Annotated in this window: 16 protein-coding genes and 1 tRNA gene; 8 read left to right on the forward strand and 9 right to left on the reverse strand. The window is 68.7% G+C overall.

Annotated elements, in window-relative coordinates; translation table 11 throughout:
• Nucleotides 1-23: 23 nt before the first annotated feature.
• The 4 genes from EV137_RS29735 (at nt 24) to EV137_RS29750 (ending at nt 4190) form a co-directional block, all read left to right on the forward strand.
• Nucleotides 24-1328 carry a type III PLP-dependent enzyme domain-containing protein gene (locus EV137_RS29735; RefSeq protein WP_134131569.1) on the forward strand — a complete coding sequence of 435 codons (1305 nt, stop codon included), beginning with the start codon at nt 24-26 and terminating at the stop codon, nt 1326-1328.
• 1 nt (nt 1329) lies between these two features.
• Entirely contained in the window at nt 1330-2934 is a 1605-nt protein-coding gene (locus EV137_RS29740; protein ID WP_134131570.1) for an N-acyl-D-amino-acid deacylase family protein, read from the forward strand.
• Nucleotides 2931-3563, forward strand: a complete 633-nt coding sequence (locus tag EV137_RS29745) for a bifunctional 4-hydroxy-2-oxoglutarate aldolase/2-dehydro-3-deoxy-phosphogluconate aldolase (RefSeq protein WP_134131571.1) — start codon at nt 2931-2933, stop codon at nt 3561-3563. Before EV137_RS29740 ends, EV137_RS29745 begins: the two co-directional genes overlap by 4 nt.
• 63 nt (nt 3564-3626) lie before the next feature.
• Nucleotides 3627-4190 (forward strand): RNA-binding protein, encoded by a 564-nt coding sequence (locus tag EV137_RS29750; protein WP_134131572.1) that lies wholly within the window; start codon nt 3627-3629, stop codon nt 4188-4190.
• On the opposite strand, the gene EV137_RS29755 is transcribed toward EV137_RS29750, so the two are convergent.
• The 3 genes from EV137_RS29755 to EV137_RS29765 are packed head-to-tail and all read right to left on the reverse strand — an operon-like array spanning nt 4177 to nt 6849.
• On the reverse strand, nt 4177-4869 hold the full coding sequence (locus EV137_RS29755; RefSeq protein ID WP_134131573.1) for a DUF4097 family beta strand repeat-containing protein: 693 nt from the start codon (nt 4867-4869) through the stop codon (nt 4177-4179). The genes EV137_RS29750 and EV137_RS29755 overlap by 14 nt on opposite strands.
• A complete protein-coding gene (locus tag EV137_RS29760) occupies nt 4869-5513 on the reverse strand; it encodes a response regulator transcription factor (RefSeq protein WP_134131574.1) in 645 nt (214 codons plus the stop codon). Before EV137_RS29760 ends, EV137_RS29755 begins: the two co-directional genes overlap by 1 nt.
• 58 nt (nt 5514-5571) lie before the next feature.
• Complete coding sequence (locus EV137_RS29765) at nt 5572-6849, reverse strand: sensor histidine kinase (protein ID WP_134131575.1); 1278 nt, start codon at nt 6847-6849, stop codon at nt 5572-5574.
• Nucleotides 6850-7015: 166 nt separating this feature from the next.
• On the opposite strand from EV137_RS29765, the gene EV137_RS29770 reads away from it, so the two are divergent.
• Nucleotides 7016-7570: a hypothetical protein gene (locus tag EV137_RS29770; protein WP_134131576.1), complete on the forward strand. Its 555-nt coding sequence runs from the start codon at nt 7016-7018 to the stop codon at nt 7568-7570.
• On the opposite strand, the gene srmL is transcribed toward EV137_RS29770, so the two are convergent.
• On the reverse strand, nt 7525-8643 hold the full coding sequence (gene srmL, locus EV137_RS29775) for a PheS-related mystery ligase SrmL (protein ID WP_134131577.1): 1119 nt from the start codon (nt 8641-8643) through the stop codon (nt 7525-7527). The two genes, EV137_RS29770 and srmL, sit on opposite strands and share 46 nt — an antisense overlap.
• A 226-nt stretch (nt 8644-8869) precedes the next feature.
• On the opposite strand from srmL, the gene EV137_RS29780 reads away from it, so the two are divergent.
• Both EV137_RS29780 and EV137_RS29785 read left to right on the forward strand, forming a co-directional pair.
• On the forward strand, nt 8870-9901 hold the full coding sequence (locus tag EV137_RS29780; RefSeq protein ID WP_134131578.1) for an alpha-hydroxy acid oxidase: 1032 nt from the start codon (nt 8870-8872) through the stop codon (nt 9899-9901).
• Nucleotides 9902-9921: 20 nt separating this feature from the next.
• Complete coding sequence (locus EV137_RS29785) at nt 9922-10755, forward strand: methionyl-tRNA formyltransferase (RefSeq protein ID WP_134131579.1); 834 nt, start codon at nt 9922-9924, stop codon at nt 10753-10755.
• A 439-nt stretch (nt 10756-11194) separates the two neighbouring features.
• On the opposite strand, the gene rplA is transcribed toward EV137_RS29785, so the two are convergent.
• From rplA to EV137_RS29810, 5 genes are all read right to left on the reverse strand, one after another.
• A complete protein-coding gene (gene rplA / locus EV137_RS29790; RefSeq protein WP_134008448.1) occupies nt 11195-11917 on the reverse strand; it encodes a 50S ribosomal protein L1 in 723 nt (240 codons plus the stop codon).
• Between the two features lie 74 nt (nt 11918-11991).
• Entirely contained in the window at nt 11992-12423 is a 432-nt protein-coding gene (gene rplK, locus EV137_RS29795) for a 50S ribosomal protein L11 (RefSeq protein WP_132319511.1), read from the reverse strand.
• Between the two features lie 12 nt (nt 12424-12435).
• Complete coding sequence (gene nusG / locus EV137_RS41575; protein ID WP_375372045.1) at nt 12436-13338, reverse strand: transcription termination/antitermination protein NusG; 903 nt, start codon at nt 13336-13338, stop codon at nt 12436-12438.
• A 355-nt stretch (nt 13339-13693) separates the two neighbouring features.
• On the reverse strand, nt 13694-13936 hold the full coding sequence (secE, locus tag EV137_RS29805; protein ID WP_134008442.1) for a preprotein translocase subunit SecE: 243 nt from the start codon (nt 13934-13936) through the stop codon (nt 13694-13696).
• Between the two features lie 55 nt (nt 13937-13991).
• Nucleotides 13992-14064: transfer RNA gene (locus tag EV137_RS29810), tRNA-Trp, on the reverse strand.
• A gap of 290 nt (nt 14065-14354) precedes the next feature.
• Here EV137_RS29810 and EV137_RS29815 point away from each other — a divergent pair.
• Entirely contained in the window at nt 14355-15548 is a 1194-nt protein-coding gene (locus EV137_RS29815; RefSeq protein ID WP_134131580.1) for a pyridoxal phosphate-dependent aminotransferase, read from the forward strand.
• The last annotated feature ends 20 nt before the right edge of the window (nt 15549-15568 follow it).

Here is a 15568-nt window from a genome sequence, read left to right on the forward strand (position 1 = left end):
GCAATCCCAACCCAGGGGGTCACATGCCTGCTTACGATGCCGACACCGTCGCCGCGCTCGCCGATCAGCAGGTGAGCTGGCAGGACAAGGCCCTGCCGCCCGCCTTCTGGGGCCGTACCGTCGCGGAGGTGCTGGCCGACAAGCCCCGGCTTTCCCAGCTCCCCACTCCGCTGATGACGCTGTCGGCCCCGGGCCTGCGACACAACGTCGACACCCTCGCCACCTGGTGCACCCGGCACGGCGTGGAGCTCGCACCGCACGGCAAGACCACGATGGCGCCCGCCCTCTGGGCGATGCAGCTGGATGCCGGCGCCTGGGCGATCACGCTGGCCAACGGGTTCCAGCTCGGTGTCGCTCGGGCGTACGGCGTACAGCGCGTGCTGATCGCGAACGCGGTGATCTCACCCCTCCAGCTGCGCTGGATCGCCGACGAACTCGCGGCCGACCCGGCGTTCGAGGTGATGGTGTGGGCCGACTCGGTCCGTACCGTCGAGCAGATGGAGGCCGCGCGCTCGGCGTACGTCGGCGCGGACGCGCGACCGCTCGACGTGATGGTCGAGGTCGGCGGCATCGGCGGCCGTACTGGCGCCCGGGATCTCGAGACCGCGCTGGCCGTGGGCAACGCGATCGCCGACGCGTCGACCCTGCGCCTCGTCGGCGTGGCCGGGTACGAGGGCGCGATCGGGCACGGCGTCGACGAGGCCAACCTCGAGGAGGTCCGCGCGTACCTGCGGGACCTGGCGGCCGTTCATCACCGGCTGCGGTCTTTGTACGACGAGGACGTCGTACCGGTGGTCAGCGCGGGCGGGAGCCAGTACTTCGAGCAGGTCGCGAAGGTGCTCGCCTCCGAGGCAGGCGAAGGCGCCCGGGTGGTACTGCGCTCCGGCGCGTACATCACCCACGACGACGGCCTCTACCGTCGGGTGTCGCCGCTCGGCGAGCATCCGCGGACGGACGGCGAGCAGCTCGTGCCGGCAATGCACGGGTGGATGCGGATCACGTCGCAGCCCGAGCCGGGACTGGCGATCTTCGACGGCGGACGCCGCGACTTCCCGTTCGACCAGGACTATCCCGAGCCGCAGCTGATCCGGCCGCGGTCGGACGGGTCGCCGATCCTGCCGGCCACCGGGATGAAGGTGACGAACCTCAACGACCAGCACGGCTACCTGCAGTTCGGCGACGACCAGGACGTGGTGATCGGCGACGAGCTGCGGGTCGGCCTGTCACACCCCTGCACGGCCTTCGACAAATGGGGCCTGATCCCGGTCGTCGACGACCCGGACGCCGCAGATCCCGTGATCGTCGACCTGATCCGAACGTTCTTCTGACATGAGAGATGTCTTGATCACCGGGGCGCTGGTCGTCGACGGGTCCGGGGCGCCGGGGTACCACGCGGACGTCGCGGTCGACGCCGGGCGGATTGTGGCTATCGGCAACGACCTCCCGGCCGCGCGCCGGACGATCGACGCGGACGGGCTGGTGCTGTCGCCCGGTTTCATCGACATGCACTCGCACTCGGACCTGCAGATCCTGGTCAACCCTGACCACACCGCCAAGGTCAGCCAGGGCGTCACGCTCGAGGTCCTAGGTCAGGACGGCCTGTCCTTCGCCCCGATCGACGATCCGACGCGGGCCGTCGTACGCCGCCAGATCGCCGGCTGGAACGGGGAACCGGACGACTTCGACTTCTCGTGGTCGACGGTCGCCGGGTACCTCGACCGCCTCGACCAGGGGATCGCCTGCAACGCGGCGTACCTGGTCCCGCAGGGCACGCTCCGCCTGATGGTTGTTGGCACCTCCAACCGTCCCGCGACCGTTGACGAGCTCGCGCGGATGAAGCAACTGCTCGCCGACGGACTGCGCGACGGCGCGGTCGGGATGAGCAGCGGACTCACCTACACGCCCGGCATGTTCGCCGGCACCGACGAGCTGGTCGAGCTGTGCGAGGTCGTCGCGTCGTACGGCGGCTACTATGCCCCGCATCAGCGCTCGTACGGCAAGGGGGCCCTCGAGGCGTACGCCGAGATGGTCGACGTGGCCCGCCGCTCCGGGTGTGCGCTGCACCTGACCCACGCGGTGATGAACTTCGCCCCGAACGCCGGCCGAGGCTCCGAGCTGGTCGAGATGATCGACAAGGCGCTCGCGTCTGGGGTCGACGTCACCACCGACACCTATCCGTACCTGCCGGGCGCCACCACCCTGGCGGCGATCCTGCCGAGCTGGACGGCCGAGGGCGGACCGGACGCGCTGCTCGCCCGGCTCCGCGATCCGTCCGCGCGGGAGCGCATCACCTACGAACTGGAGCAGGTCGGGTCCGACGGCTGCCACGGCTGCGTGGTGGAGTGGGACACGATCGAGATCGGCGGCGTGCGCAACCCGGCCCTGTCCGACGCGGTCGGCAACACCGTCGCAGCCCTTGCGGCCCGTACCGGCAAGCCGGCCTCGGAGGTCTTCTTCGAGATCCTGCTCGCCGACGACCTCGCGACCTCGATCCTGCAGCACGTCGGCCACGAGGAGAACGTGCGCGCCATCATGCGGCACCCGTCGCACACGGGCGGCTCGGACGGCATCCTGGTCGGCGGCAAACCGCACCCGCGGTCGTGGGGCACGTTCCCGCGGTACCTCGCCCGCTACGTCCGCGAGCTCGGCGTACTCGACCTCGCCGACTGCATCCACCACCTCACCGGCCGCCCCGCCCGTCGTCTCCGGCTCCCGGACCGCGGGCTGATCCGCGAGGGGTACGCCGCCGACCTCGTCATCTTCGACCCCGCCACGGTCCAGGACACCGCTACGTTCCCCGAACCTCGCCGGCAAGCCACAGGCATCCCGTACGTCTTCGTCAACGGCATCCCAGTCATCGACGACTCGCAGCGAACGCCCACACGCCCCGGCCGCGCCATTCGCCGTACCTCAGCTGAAAGGAATTTGTCGTGAACACCCTGGAGCTGCTCCGAGCCGATCGGGTTCTGACTGTCGTCCGCGCCCCGGAGATCTCGGACGCCCGCGACCTCTGCGCCGCGTTGGTTGCCGGCGGCATCCACGTCGTCGAGCTCACCTACACCACCCCGGATCTCCCCCGGCACTTGGAACGCGCGGCCTCCACCGCGGCCGAGACCGGCGCGGTCGTCGGCGCCGGCACCGTTCAGACCGGCGACCAGGCCACCCAGGCGATCAACGCCGGCGCCCAGTTCCTCGTCACCCCCGGCCAAGGCCCCGAGGCGGCTGCGATCGCCGAGGCCGCGCGGATGGCCGGGATCCCCGTCGTACTCGGCGCCTTCACCCCGTCCGAGGTGATGACCGCGATCGCCCTCGGCTCGGCCGCGGTGAAGATCTTCCCCGCCCACCAACTGGGCCCGAAGTACTTCAAGGACCTCAACGGCCCGTTCCCCGGCGTACCGCTGATCCCGTCCGGCGGCGTCAACGCCACCAACGCTCACGACTTCCTGGCCGCCGGCGCCCTGGCCGTCAGCGCCGGCACCGATGTCGTCTCCCCCGCCGACGTAGCGTCCGCCAATTGGCCCGCCATCACCACCAAGGCCAAGACGTTCTGCGCAGCGCTGTAGCTGCTTGTGGCATCAGTCTGCCACCTTCGTACAGCGAGCCGTGGGTCTGCCTAGGCTGAACAGATGCCCGATACAGCACCACCTGAGGACGCCGCGTCGACAGACGCCCCGCGTACACGTCACCGCGCCCGTCTCGTCGTCGCCGGTAGCGTCGCGCTGGTGCTGCTACTGACCGCAGGCATCAGTACGTGGTTCCTGGTGATCAGGCCGCGTCAGCTGGTCGAGGTTCACGACGACACCGGGCGCATCTCGGTCCGGGTGCCGCGAGCGTGGACCAAGGAGGTCGAGGGTCGGGCTCCGAAGCAATGGGCCGCTTACCTGTACCTCGGCACATGGGAAGACTCGCCTCTCAAGGTGGCCGTGTACAACGGGCCAGGCACCGTCGACGCCGGAGAACAGTGCGGCAAAGCCGCAGAGCCTCTGGACGGCAACACACCGGCCGCTCGGACCCGGATCTGGGCATACCCCGACTGTCCGGAGGGCCAGGTGAGCATGCTCATGCAGAAGACCTTCGAGAGCGGGGCCACCGGGATCGTGCAGGTCCGCGCCGACGACGAGCGAACCGCCCAACAGGTCCTCGACTCTGTCCAGGTCGACTGGGTCGGCGGACGGCCTACTGGACGGTGATGCTGCCGTAGCTGGTCCGTAGGTAGAGGCGATTCGAGGAACTGGAGTCGTTCGGTACGTCGACCTGGGTGGACCCTTGGGCCGCGAGCGCATCGATCGCGTACGTCGCCGTACGCGGAAGCTGCACCATCAGAGAACCGTCGCTGGCCGTGGCGTTGACCTGATCCGGCGCGCTGTCGAAGAGCATGTCGATCGAGCCGTGCACCGCGTCCACCGAAACCCGCGGGCTCCGCACGCGGGTCAGGGTGACCGAAGCATCGGTCGCTTCCACCGTCAATGGCGAAGCAACGCCGGTCGCAGTCATCGACGTACCGTCGGCCTTCGCGTGGACGGCGGCCGCACTTGGCACCTCCACGGTCAGCTCGACCTCGCAGTGCACGTCGGGACAGGTCGTCTCGACGTCCAGCACTCCGCCCACCGTCGACACTCTTACGGCGGGCTTCGCGACGGCATACGTCCCGTCGACCGTCACGTGCACCTGTCCGTCGGCGCTCGCCAGCAACTGCATCGCGACAGCCGACACCACCTTCACCCCTTGCGGTCCGGGCTTGAACGAGGCCGAGTATTCGTAGGGCAGCTTGCCCCGGATCAACGACACGGTCACCGCCCCGGCCGTGATCACCAGCACCAGCACCGGCACCAGACCGATGATCAGCATCCTCCGCTGCGCGGTCGTCATCACGTGTCCAGGTACTTGAGCACGGCGAGCACCCGTCGGTGCTCGCCGTCGGTCGGGGACAACCGGAGCTTCAGGAAGATGTTGCTGATGTGCTTCTCCACGGCGCCTTCACCGACGACGAGTGCCTGGGCGATCCCGGCGTTCGACTTTCCTTCCGCCATGGCCCGGAGAACGTCCTGTTCCCGCGGGCTCAGCACCGCGAGCGGATCCTCCTTCCGCGATCGCACCAGAAGTTGCGAGATCACCTCCGGATCCAGCGCAGCGCCACCGCCCGCGACCCGGCGCAGCCCCTCGATGAACTGATCCACATCCGCCACGCGGTCCTTGAGCAGGTACCCGACACCGCCCGGGTTCCCACCGATCAGTTCACTCGCGTAGCGCTCCTCGACGTACTGCGACAGCACCAGTACGCCGACCTCGGCGTACTGGTCGCGGATCACCAACGCCGCCCGCAGTCCCTCATCGGTGAACGTCGGCGGCATCCGTACGTCGACCACACAGACGTCCGGCCGATGCGCCTCGACCGCCTTCAGCAGCGCGTCCCCGTCCCCGACTGCCGCGACCACCGCGCAGTCCTGCTCCTCCAGCAATCGCACGATGCCCTCACGCAGCAGCACCGAGTCCTCGGCGATCACCACCCGCATCCGCTCAGTCTCCTCAACCGCCGCTCTTTCGGGCACCGTGTTTTCAGGCACCGTGTTTTCAACCACAGGGCACCTCCGCGATCAGCGTGGTCCCGCCACCCGGTGGACTGTCCACCGTGAGCCATCCGTCAACGCCCGCCACCCGATCGGTCAGCCCGCGCAGCCCGGTGCCCTTGGACGGATCGGCGCCACCTTGCCCGTCGTCCCGCACCTCGACCCGCAGTACGTCGCCCCTCCGCACCACCGATACCTTCACGTGCGCCGCCTCTGCATGTTTGGCTACGTTGGTCAGCGCCTCCGTCACGACGAAGTACGCGATCGACTCGATCGTCAGCGACGGCCGGGAATGTATGGCGAGCCTCAGGTGGACCGGCACCGGTGATCGGACCGCCACCGCCGACAGTGCCGCGTCCAGACCGCGATCGGTCAGCACCGGCGGGTGCAGTCCTCGAGTCAGGTCGCGGAGCTCGGCGATCGCCTGCATCGCCTCCGAATGCGCCTCCTCGATCAACGCGCGCACCGCGGGCTCCTTGCTTCCCAGGCGATTCTTGGCACGGCCGAGCGTCATCGCCAGTGACACGAGCCGCTGCTGGGCGCCGTCGTGCAGGTCGCGCTCCATCCGCCGCCGCTCGGCCTCAACGGAGTCGACGACCTGCTGCCGGCTCGTCACCAGCTGCGTGACGCGCTCTGCCAGGGCACCGCTCTCGGACCGGCCGAGCAACCGCCGCGCGAGCTCAGCGTCCAGCGCCGACGCCAGCCGCATCAGCCATGGCGACACCACAAGCAGGAACACGGCCGCGACGATCGCCACCATCGAAGCGGTCTTGACCGAGTCGATCACGAACGGCCCGAGCTGCGCCTGCGCGGCGGCGAACCGGTCGTAGTACAGCGGCAATGCGATCAGCACCGGGGGCACCGACCACGCAGCCGCGATGAGCCCCAGCCAAACGATTGCCAGCGGCAACAGCAGCAGGTAGTACAGGAACTGATGCCACATCCCGCGGTCGGTCACCGCGAGGCGCGCGTCGGCGACCCGTGATCCGCCCGGCGGCGGTGGGATCAACGGCGGGATGACCTGCCCGCGAGTGATCCGTGCCCGCGCTCGTTCCCATCCGGCCACCCGGTACACGAACCGGTTCGCGCCGGCGCTCAGCGGAATCCCGACGTACCCGACGGGCCAAGCCAGCAAGGCGACCAGAACCGCGGCCAGCACCACCAGTCCGGAGGTGAGCACCACGATGGCGTCGCCCAGGATGTGGATGGTTGCCAACCACAAGTACGGCGAGCGCCAGAGTCGCCAGGGCGTCCGGGGAACCGGATTCGCAGCAACCGTCATCCGGACCACCTCCCCGTGTCAGCGCCTGCTTGCCGTCACAACTTACGTCGTCGGCCCAGGCGGGCGGCATGAGGACAACCCACGGACCCGGCCGGGGGTTATCCCTACCCCTGTTCGTGGGCTGGCCGGACTGTGCTGAGTGCCCGCCGCCGGAATCCTCGAAGGCATGACGACGACAGCGATCAACGGCGATCTCAGCCGGGCAATCGACGGGAAACTCGGTGACGCGATCGACGACCGCGTGGCGGACGCGCTCGACGACTACATCGCCGAGGGGCGCCTGGACGGCAGGATCCGCGCCCGCCGCTCACCCGGAGGACTGGCCGCGCTGGTCGCCGCCGGGGTCGCGGCAGTGCTGCTTCCTTGGTGCCTGATTCTCGCGGCCACGCTGCCGAGCACCTATCAGGCGGGCCACTGGAAGCTCACCTGGATCGGCCTCGACTGCGGCACCGCGATCGCCGCCGGTCTCACGGCGTACCTGCTGCACACACGCAACAGATACGCCGCTCTGACCGCGATGGCCGCCGGGACGCTACTCACGGCCGACGCCTGGTTCGACGTGAGTACGGCGGCGGCCGGGTTCGACCGCACCCTCTCGGTGACCGAGGCGCTCCTGCTGGAGCTGCCGCTCGCGGTCTGCGCCTTCGTGGTCGCCGCCCGCGAGCTCCGACGGGTCTATCCGATGAGCTCGAGCACAGGACCCTCATGCAGCGCGCGGTAGACCTTGTCGCGCAAGGCATTCGCCTCCGCGTCGGTGAGCGTGCGGTCCACCGGCCGCAGGACCAGCCTGACCAGGAGGTTCCGTTGACCGGGAGTCATCTGGAGACGCTCACGGGCCTTCGTCGGCAAGTCGTCGTACGACGTTTCGCCCAGCACCTCCAGCGACTCCGCGGCATCGGCGTCCGGGCCGAGCGCGGCACGCACCTTGTCACCGAGAACCTCCGCCGACACGTCCGCCGACTCGTCGACAACGACGGACAGGTCACGACGGACCGGCGGCATCGACGAGACCGCCTTGTACGGCGCGAGATCCAGCATCTGACCCGCCACCCGCGGATCCGTCGAGCGGAGCAGGCGGATGTCACGGATCCCCTTGCGGAGCATCATCAGCCGATCCAGGCCGGGGCCCATCGCGAGACCGGTCCAGCTGTCGTCGAGGCCGGCCATGCGAAGCACGTGCGGCGCTGCGACCCCGCATTCACCGATCTCGATCCACTGATCGTCCAGCAGAACATCGATCTGCCGGCCGTGGATCGTGTACGGGTGGACGGCCGGCACGGTGCGATAGGTCTGGCCGGGCAGGACGGTGTCGACCAGACGGGCGATCATGTCCTCCAGCTCCGGTTCGCCGAGCGTCACGTTGCGGCTGACCCGCCACAGATCGAGCTGATGCGGCGTACCGGTGTGCTGCCAGTCGACCGAGTCCCGGCGGTAACAGATGCCCGCGCAGATCATCAGCACATCGGACGACTCCGAACCGGCGAGCTCACGGAGCGCGGGCGGAATCATCGCCGACGTGTGACTTCGCAGCACCTCGGTCTCGGACACGTAGCGCGTGTAGCGCGCCTCCCGGGTCACCGCGTCGGCGGCGTACCCGAGGTTGTCGTAATTGTCGGCCATCGGTACGACGGGATGGTCGCGACGGGTCCAGATCTCGGTGTACGGCCAGGCGGCGCCGAGCGCCGTACGGATCGAATCCACGACGAGCTGGACGGCGTGCGGGCCCTGGGCCGGGTCGGTGAGATCGCGCAGCGCGAGGGCAGAGTGCAGTTCTTCAACAGTGAGGACAGGCATGAGTTTCTCTCCAGGATGACGGTCTCGACGGGGGTCCACCCCGGTCGGCCGCGGTCACCTCAGGAGAGAGCGCAGCAGCAGCTCACCCCGTCGGCACCGTCGTGCCGGCCGGGGCGCAGAAATCGCTGCCCGTACTGCGTCATGTCGTCCACTGTACCGTCCGGCCACCACCCTGCGCCGCGAAATTCGGTCCGCTGCGGAACCACCGGGTGCGACGATGGGCCGCATGCGATGGATCGACACCCTGGAAGACGCGGCCGCCGAGAAGCTGCCGGAGGCCGTGCATCGCTACTTCCGGCAGGGCTCGGCCGGTGGGGTCAGCGTCGCCGAGGCGACCTCGGCGTGGTCGGCGTACCGGTTCCGTCCGCACGTGCTGAACGACGTGTCCACCGTCGACCTGAGTACGACGGTGCTCGGCACCCCCGTCGACGCGCCCATCCTGGTCGCCCCGTCGACGATGCAGCGGATGGCCGACCCGGATGGCGAGCTCGCGATGGCGCGCGGCGTCGGGGCGGCGAAGTCGGTCGTCGGTGTCTCCAGCAACGCCGGTACGTCGTTCGCCGACCTCGGGGCGACCGGCGTTCCGTGGTGGCTGCAGATCTACATCGTGCGGAACCGCGAGATCACCGTCCAAATGCTCGACGCCGCCGTCGAGGCCGGGGCGCGGGCGGTCGTGCTGACCGTCGACACACCCGTGGTCGGCCGGAAGGAAGACGATGGCGAGACGGTCTGGGACGTGGCGCAACCCGGACAGTTCCTGGCCAACCTGCCCGTCGGCGAGTGGACCGACGACGACCTCGCGAAGGCCGACGACCTGACTCCCGACGTGATCGGCTGGCTCGCCGAACGCAGCGGCCTGCCCGTGGTGGTGAAGGGCGTCCTCCGCGGCGACGACGCCAAGCGCTGCGCGGACGCGGGCGCCGCCGGCATCATCGTCTCGAACCACGGCGGCCGTCAGCTCGACGGCTCGATCGCTACGGCGCAGGCGCTGCCCGAGGTTGCCGAAGCCGTCGCGGGAAGCAACCTCGAGGTGTACGTCGACGGCGGCATCCGCCGTGGCGAGCATGTCCTCGCGGCCCTGGCCCTCGGCGCCAGGGCTGTGTTCGTCGGCCGTCCCGCGCTGTGGGCCCTGACCGTCGGCTCGTCCGACGGCGTCACCCGGCTGCTGACCGACCTCGGCACCGAACTCGACCACACCCTGCGGCTGGTCGGCGTCTCCACGCCGTCGTCGCTGACACCGGACCTCGTCGCGCACTGACCACCTGGGGAAACAGGAGCTTGCGGATCGTCGGCCTGAACGCGTTCCTGCCGGGATTCCGGCTCGTGCACGAGTTCGCCGAACGGAACGGACACGAACTGGTGCTGGTCGCGACGCTGCCGGAAACCAGCAGGTACGGCGCCTCCGACCCGATGGTCGCGGGTCTGCCGGACGACCTGAACGTGCTGATCACCCGCAAACTCCGGACCGTCGCCGCGCCGGTGATCGCCGCGCTCCGGCCGGACGTGATCATCTCGGCCGCGTTCCCCCGCCTGATCCCGGACGAGATCCTCGAAATCCCGGCGTACGGCGCTGTCAACTGCCACCCGTCACCGCTGCCGGCCGGACGCGGGCCGACACCGCAGCGGCTGATCTACGAAGGTGACGAGCGGGTCGGAGCGACCGTGCACCGGACAGCGGCGGAGTTCGACACCGGCGCGATCCTCGCCCAGCGGATCGTGCCACTGCCCGAGGACCTGAACGGCTCCGGGCTGATGCAGTGCTGGCGGACGCTGCTGAGCGAATGCCTGGACGAGGCGGTTCCCAAACTCGTCGCCGGCGATCCCGGTCAACCGCAGGACCCGGCGTACGCCTCCGACGCGCCGCTCTTCACCGAGGACGAACGACTCCTCGACCTCACCGAACCGTCCCGCGTGATCCGCCGCAAGGCCGCCGCCCTCAACGTCACCGCACCCACCGCCCAGGTCGAACTGGACGGCACCACCCACCTCATCACCCGAACCGACCCGGCCACCCACCACAGCACCGCCGCCCCAGGCACCATCCTCGAAAAACACCCCAACGGCTGGACCATCCAAACCGCAGACCACCCCCTCCGCCTGACCCACGCCTGACCCACGCCTGATCCGACGCACCCCCTCGACCGACAGACCGCGGTCACCCCGTGGTCCTCGAGTCGTGGACCACGGCGACCAAACGCACATCCACGGATCAGTCACTAGGAGCGGTTAGCCCCTCGCGTGCAGGGGTCTCCCCTCGCGTATCAGTAGAGAACCCACAACGCGAGGGGATAACCCGTCGTCAACTCGACGGGCGGTAGCTCACGAGCCGGGGAGTGGGCACAGACGCGTGACTGGAGATAGGTGCTGGTGACCGGGGACAGGCAATAGCAGGTGCCGACTCACCATTACCTGTTGCACGACTCCGGATCGGACTCATCACCATCCGTACGTCGGACAGGACAGCCGAATGACCCGTCTCGGGCGACAGAGACAGCAAGCCCCCGGGACCAGTTCAGGTCCCGGGGGCTTTCTGTTGATGAGGTGTAGAGGATCAGGCCTCGACCGCGTCCTCGGTGAGGTTGCGGCTCAGGTTGGGGTCAACCTGGACGCCCGGCCCCATCGTGGTCGAGAAGACCGTCTTCTTGATGTAGCGGCCCTTCGAGCTGGCCGGCTTCAACCGGAGGATCTCCTCGAGCGCGGCGCTGTAGTTCTCCACCAGCTGGGCCTCGTCGAACGACGCCTTGCCGATGATGAAGTGCAGGTTCGCGTGCCGGTCGACCCGGAACTCGATCTTGCCGCCCTTGATGTCGTTCACGGCCTTGACCACGTCCGGGGTCACCGTGCCGGTCTTCGGGTTCGGCATCAGACCACGCGGGCCGAGAACCCGGCCGAGGCGGCCGACCTTGCCCATCAGGTCAGGGGTGGCGACGACCGCGTCGAAGTCGAGCCAGCCGTCGGTCACCTTCTTGATCAGGTCGTCGTCGCCCACGAAGTCGGCGCCGGCGGCCTTCGCGGCCTCGGCCTTCTCACCGGTGGCGAAGACGAGGACCCGTGCCGTCTTGCCGGTACCGTGCGGAAGGTTGACGGTGCCACGCACCATCTGGTCGGCCTTGCGAGGGTCGACCCCGAGACGCATCGCGACGTCCACGGTGGAGTTGAACTTCTTGCTGCCGGCCGCTTCCTTGGCGAGCTTGATCGCCTCGAGCGGCGTGTACAGGTGATCGAAGTCGATCTTCTCTGCGGCGGCGCGGTAAGCCTTGCTGCGCTGTGCCATGACTGGTTCCTCTCTGGGGTGTGGTCTCCGGGCGGCGCTTCGCCCTGCCACTACTACGTGTGAAGTGGTACTGCTCAGCCGTCGACGGTGACGCCCATGGAGCGCGCCGTACCCTCGATGATCTTCATCGCCGCGTCGATGTCGCGGGCGTTCAGATCCGGCATCTTGGTGGTGGCGATCTCGCGGACCTGGTCCTTGGTGATCTTGCCGACCTTGTCGCGCTGCGGGACGGCCGAGCCCTTCTGCAGACCGGCGGCCTTCTTGATCATCTCCGGCGCCGGCGGCGTCTTGGTGATGAAGGTGAAGGAACGGTCCTCGTAGATGGTGATCTCGACCGGCACCACGTTGCCACGCATGGATTCCGTCTGGGCGTTGTACGCCTTGCAGAACTCCATGATGTTGACGCCGTGCGGACCGAGCGCGGTACCGACCGGCGGGGCCGGCGTCGCTGCACCGGCCTGGAGCTGCACCTTGACCAGGGCAGCGATCTTCTTCTTGGGAGGCATTCTGTCGGGTCCTTAGACTTTCTGGATCTGGTTGAAGCTGAGTTCCACCGGGGTCTCCCGGCCGAAGATCTCCACCAGGGCCTTGATCCGCTGGGCCTCGGCATTGATCTCCGTGACTGTGGCGTGCAGGGTCGCGAACGGCCCGTCGACCACCATGACCGAGTCGCCCACACCGAAGTCGGCGACCTCGACCTTCTTCTTCGCCGCGGTCTTGGCGGGTGCGGCGCCGGCTTCGGCTGCCGCCGCCTCGGCTGCCGCCACGACAGCCGGAGCGAGCATCTTCTCGACCTCTTCGAGGCTGAGCGGGACCGGCTTCTGGCTGTTCCCGACGAAGCCGGTCACCGACGGCGTGTGCCGCACGGTCGACCAGGACTCGTCGGTCAGGTCCATCCGGACCAGCACGTAGCCGGGGAGGACGGTGCGCTTCACCATCCGGCGCTGACCGTTCTTGATCTCGGCGACCTCTTCGGTCGGCACGATGATCTCGAAGATGTAGTCCTCCATGTTCAGGGAGTTGATCCGGTTCTCTAGGTTGCCCTTGACCCGGTTCTCCATCCCTGAGTACGTGTGTACGACGTACCAGTCGCCGATCTGCGAACGCAGCCGGCTGCGCAGCTCCTCAAGCGGGTCGCCCGGCTCTTCAGGCTCCGCCTCCTCGGCCTCCGCGTCGTCCTCGTCGTCGTCCGTCGCGGCGGCGGCCGCAGCCGGCGCGTCCACGTCGGCGTCGTCGGACTCGTCGTCACCGGACTCGTCGTCACCGCTGGAGAAGACCACCTCGTCAGCCGCGGCAGGCACCTCGGCGGTGGTCGGCCGAGCGGTCTCGGCGGTCTCGTCGGCCAACTCCTCGGCGGCGTCCTCGACGTCGTCCTCGGTCACGAACTCGGCGGCCTCGGAATCGTCGGCCGCCGGGACCACTACCACCGGCTCGTCGTCGGACGTGTCGGTGTCCGCCCGCGGCGTCTCCGCCTCGTCGTCGGCGGAGTACTCGTCGTCGTCCACATCGTCCTCGTCCTCGCCGGCGTCGTCGTCGTCGAGGCCCGCGAACGGGTCGTCGTCGTCATCGTCGTCAGCGAACAGATCGTCATCGGTGGCGGTCTCGTCGAAGTCGAGATCGAGGTCGGCGTCGGATACGTCGAACTCGTCCTCGTGGTCGAGGACCTCGTCGTCGCGCTCGGACACGTCGTACTCCGTCATCTGTGGATCGGGGTCTTGTTCTGCTTCGGGTCGGGTCAGGAGCCCGGGACCTACGGTCGGATCGTGGTGGGCAGCCTCAGCCGAAGATCTTGAACATCGCCCAGCCGAAGGCGAGGTCGAGGACCGAGACGATCGCGATGACGAACACCACGAAGGTCAGAACGACCACGAAGTAGGTGGAGAGCTGCTTGCGGGTCGGCCAGACGACCTTGCGGAGCTCGGCGACCACCTCGCGGTAGAAGCGCAGCAGGCCGCGGCGCTGCTTCCCTTCCGCAGGCTTGCCGGCGCCGGACGGTGCCGGGGTGCGCGTCTCCGTCACGACCTACCTCTTTCGCTAGCGGCGGCCTGACCGGCCCTGCGCCGGTCAGGATTTGCAGGGCACGAGGGACTTGAACCCCCAACCTTCGGTTTTGGAGACCGATGCTCTGCCAGTTGAGCTAGTGCCCTCTGCAATCCATCCGGACGCCGCGTCGGACCTGATCTCGGGCATGCCGGATCAGGGCCACCAACGCCCGGACCTAGAGAAGTGTACGGGGTTCGAGCCACCTGGTCGAACTCAGCCTCTCGGCAACAGTTCGGCCTGGCCCTGCCCGCACGACCCCTGGTTGGGCGCCGCACCGCGGACAGAACCATACAGCCTCCAGTAGGTCTGAACGGACGGTGCCCCCGGCGCGTTCCCCGCCCACCCCGTGAAACCCGGGAGCACCGCCGTACGGCGTGGTGCCAGGATGGGCCGCATGGGTTCCAGGATCTCGGCGCGGATCGGCGCCATCAGTGAATCGGCGACGCTGGCGGTCGACGCCAAGGCGAAAGCACTCAAGGCAGCCGGGCGCCCGGTGATCGGGTTCGGCGCCGGCGAGCCGGACTTCCCGACGCCGGACTACATCGTCGAGGCGGCGGTCGCGGCCGCGCGGGATCCGAGGAATCACCGGTACAGCCCCGCGGGTGGCCTGCCGGAGCTCAAGCAGGCGATCGCGGACAAGACCAAGCGGGACTCGGGGTACGAGATCGAGGCCTCCCAGGTCCTGGTCACGAACGGCGGCAAGCACGCGGTCTACAACGCGTTCGCGACGCTGCTCGACCCGGGTGACGAGGTGCTGCTGCCGGCGCCCTACTGGACGACGTACCCGGAGACGATCCGGCTGGCCGGCGGTGTACCGGTCGAGGTGCTCGCCGCCGAGTCGCAGAACTACTGCGTCACCGTCGAGCAGTTGGAGGCGGCCCGGACCTCGAAGACCAAGGCTCTCCTGTTCTGTTCACCGTCGAACCCGACCGGTGCGGTCGACAGCCCGGAGGCGATCGAGGCGATCGGTCGCTGGGCGCTCGAGCACGACCTGTGGGTCATCACGGACGAGATCTACGAGCACCTGACGTACGGCGACGTACGGGCGACCTCGATCCCGGTCGCCGTACCGGAGCTGGCCGACAAGACCGTCGTACTGAACGGTGTCGCCAAGACGTACGCGATGACCGGCTGGCGGGTCGGCTGGATGATCGGGCCGAAAGACGTCATCAAGGCCGCGACGAACCTGCAGTCGCACCAGACCTCGAACGTCTGCAACATCGCCCAGCGGGCCGCACTCGCCGCGGTGTCCGGCGACCTGAGCGCGGTCGACGAGATGAAGGTCGCGTTCGACCGGCGCCGCCGCACCATGGTCCGGATGCTCAACGAGATCCCCGGCATCGAGTGCCCCGAGCCGACCGGCGCGTTCTACGCGTACCCGTCGGTCAAGGGCGTGTTCGGCAAACAGATCAACGGACGTACGGCGACCACGTCCGCCGAGCTGGCCGATCTGATTCTGGACGAGGTCGAGGTGGCGGTCGTGCCGGGTGAGGCGTTCGGGGCGCCCGGGTACCTGCGGCTGTCGTACGCGCTGGGAGACGACGACCTGGCCGAGGGCCTCGGCCGGATTGCCAAATTGCTGAGCTGATTTCGCGGGGCGGGTAGGGG

The sequence above is a fragment of the Kribbella pratensis genome (assembly GCF_004366075.1).
Taxonomy (GTDB): Bacteria; Actinomycetota; Actinomycetes; order Propionibacteriales; family Kribbellaceae; genus Kribbella; species Kribbella pratensis.

Coding starts and splice junctions, on each gene's coding strand:
- EV137_RS29765 (WP_134131575.1), bottom strand. CDS start 6,849: ATGACGGTTGCTGCGAATCCGGTTCCCCGGACGCCCTGGCGACTCTGG.
- rplK (WP_132319511.1), bottom strand. CDS start 12,423: ATGCCTCCCAAGAAGAAGATCGCTGCCCTGGTCAAGGTGCAGCTCCAG.
- EV137_RS29750 (WP_134131572.1), top strand. CDS start 3,627: ATGCCCGATACAGCACCACCTGAGGACGCCGCGTCGACAGACGCCCCG.
- EV137_RS29740 (WP_134131570.1), top strand. CDS start 1,330: ATGAGAGATGTCTTGATCACCGGGGCGCTGGTCGTCGACGGGTCCGGG.
- rplA (WP_134008448.1), bottom strand. CDS start 11,917: ATGGCACAGCGCAGCAAGGCTTACCGCGCCGCCGCAGAGAAGATCGAC.
- EV137_RS29770 (WP_134131576.1), top strand. CDS start 7,016: ATGACGACGACAGCGATCAACGGCGATCTCAGCCGGGCAATCGACGGG.
- EV137_RS29735 (WP_134131569.1), top strand. CDS start 24: ATGCCTGCTTACGATGCCGACACCGTCGCCGCGCTCGCCGATCAGCAG.
- EV137_RS29780 (WP_134131578.1), top strand. CDS start 8,870: ATGCGATGGATCGACACCCTGGAAGACGCGGCCGCCGAGAAGCTGCCG.
- EV137_RS29755 (WP_134131573.1), bottom strand. CDS start 4,869: ATGACGACCGCGCAGCGGAGGATGCTGATCATCGGTCTGGTGCCGGTG.
- srmL (WP_134131577.1), bottom strand. CDS start 8,643: ATGCCTGTCCTCACTGTTGAAGAACTGCACTCTGCCCTCGCGCTGCGC.
- EV137_RS29815 (WP_134131580.1), top strand. CDS start 14,355: ATGGGTTCCAGGATCTCGGCGCGGATCGGCGCCATCAGTGAATCGGCG.
- EV137_RS29760 (WP_134131574.1), bottom strand. CDS start 5,513: ATGCGGGTGGTGATCGCCGAGGACTCGGTGCTGCTGCGTGAGGGCATC.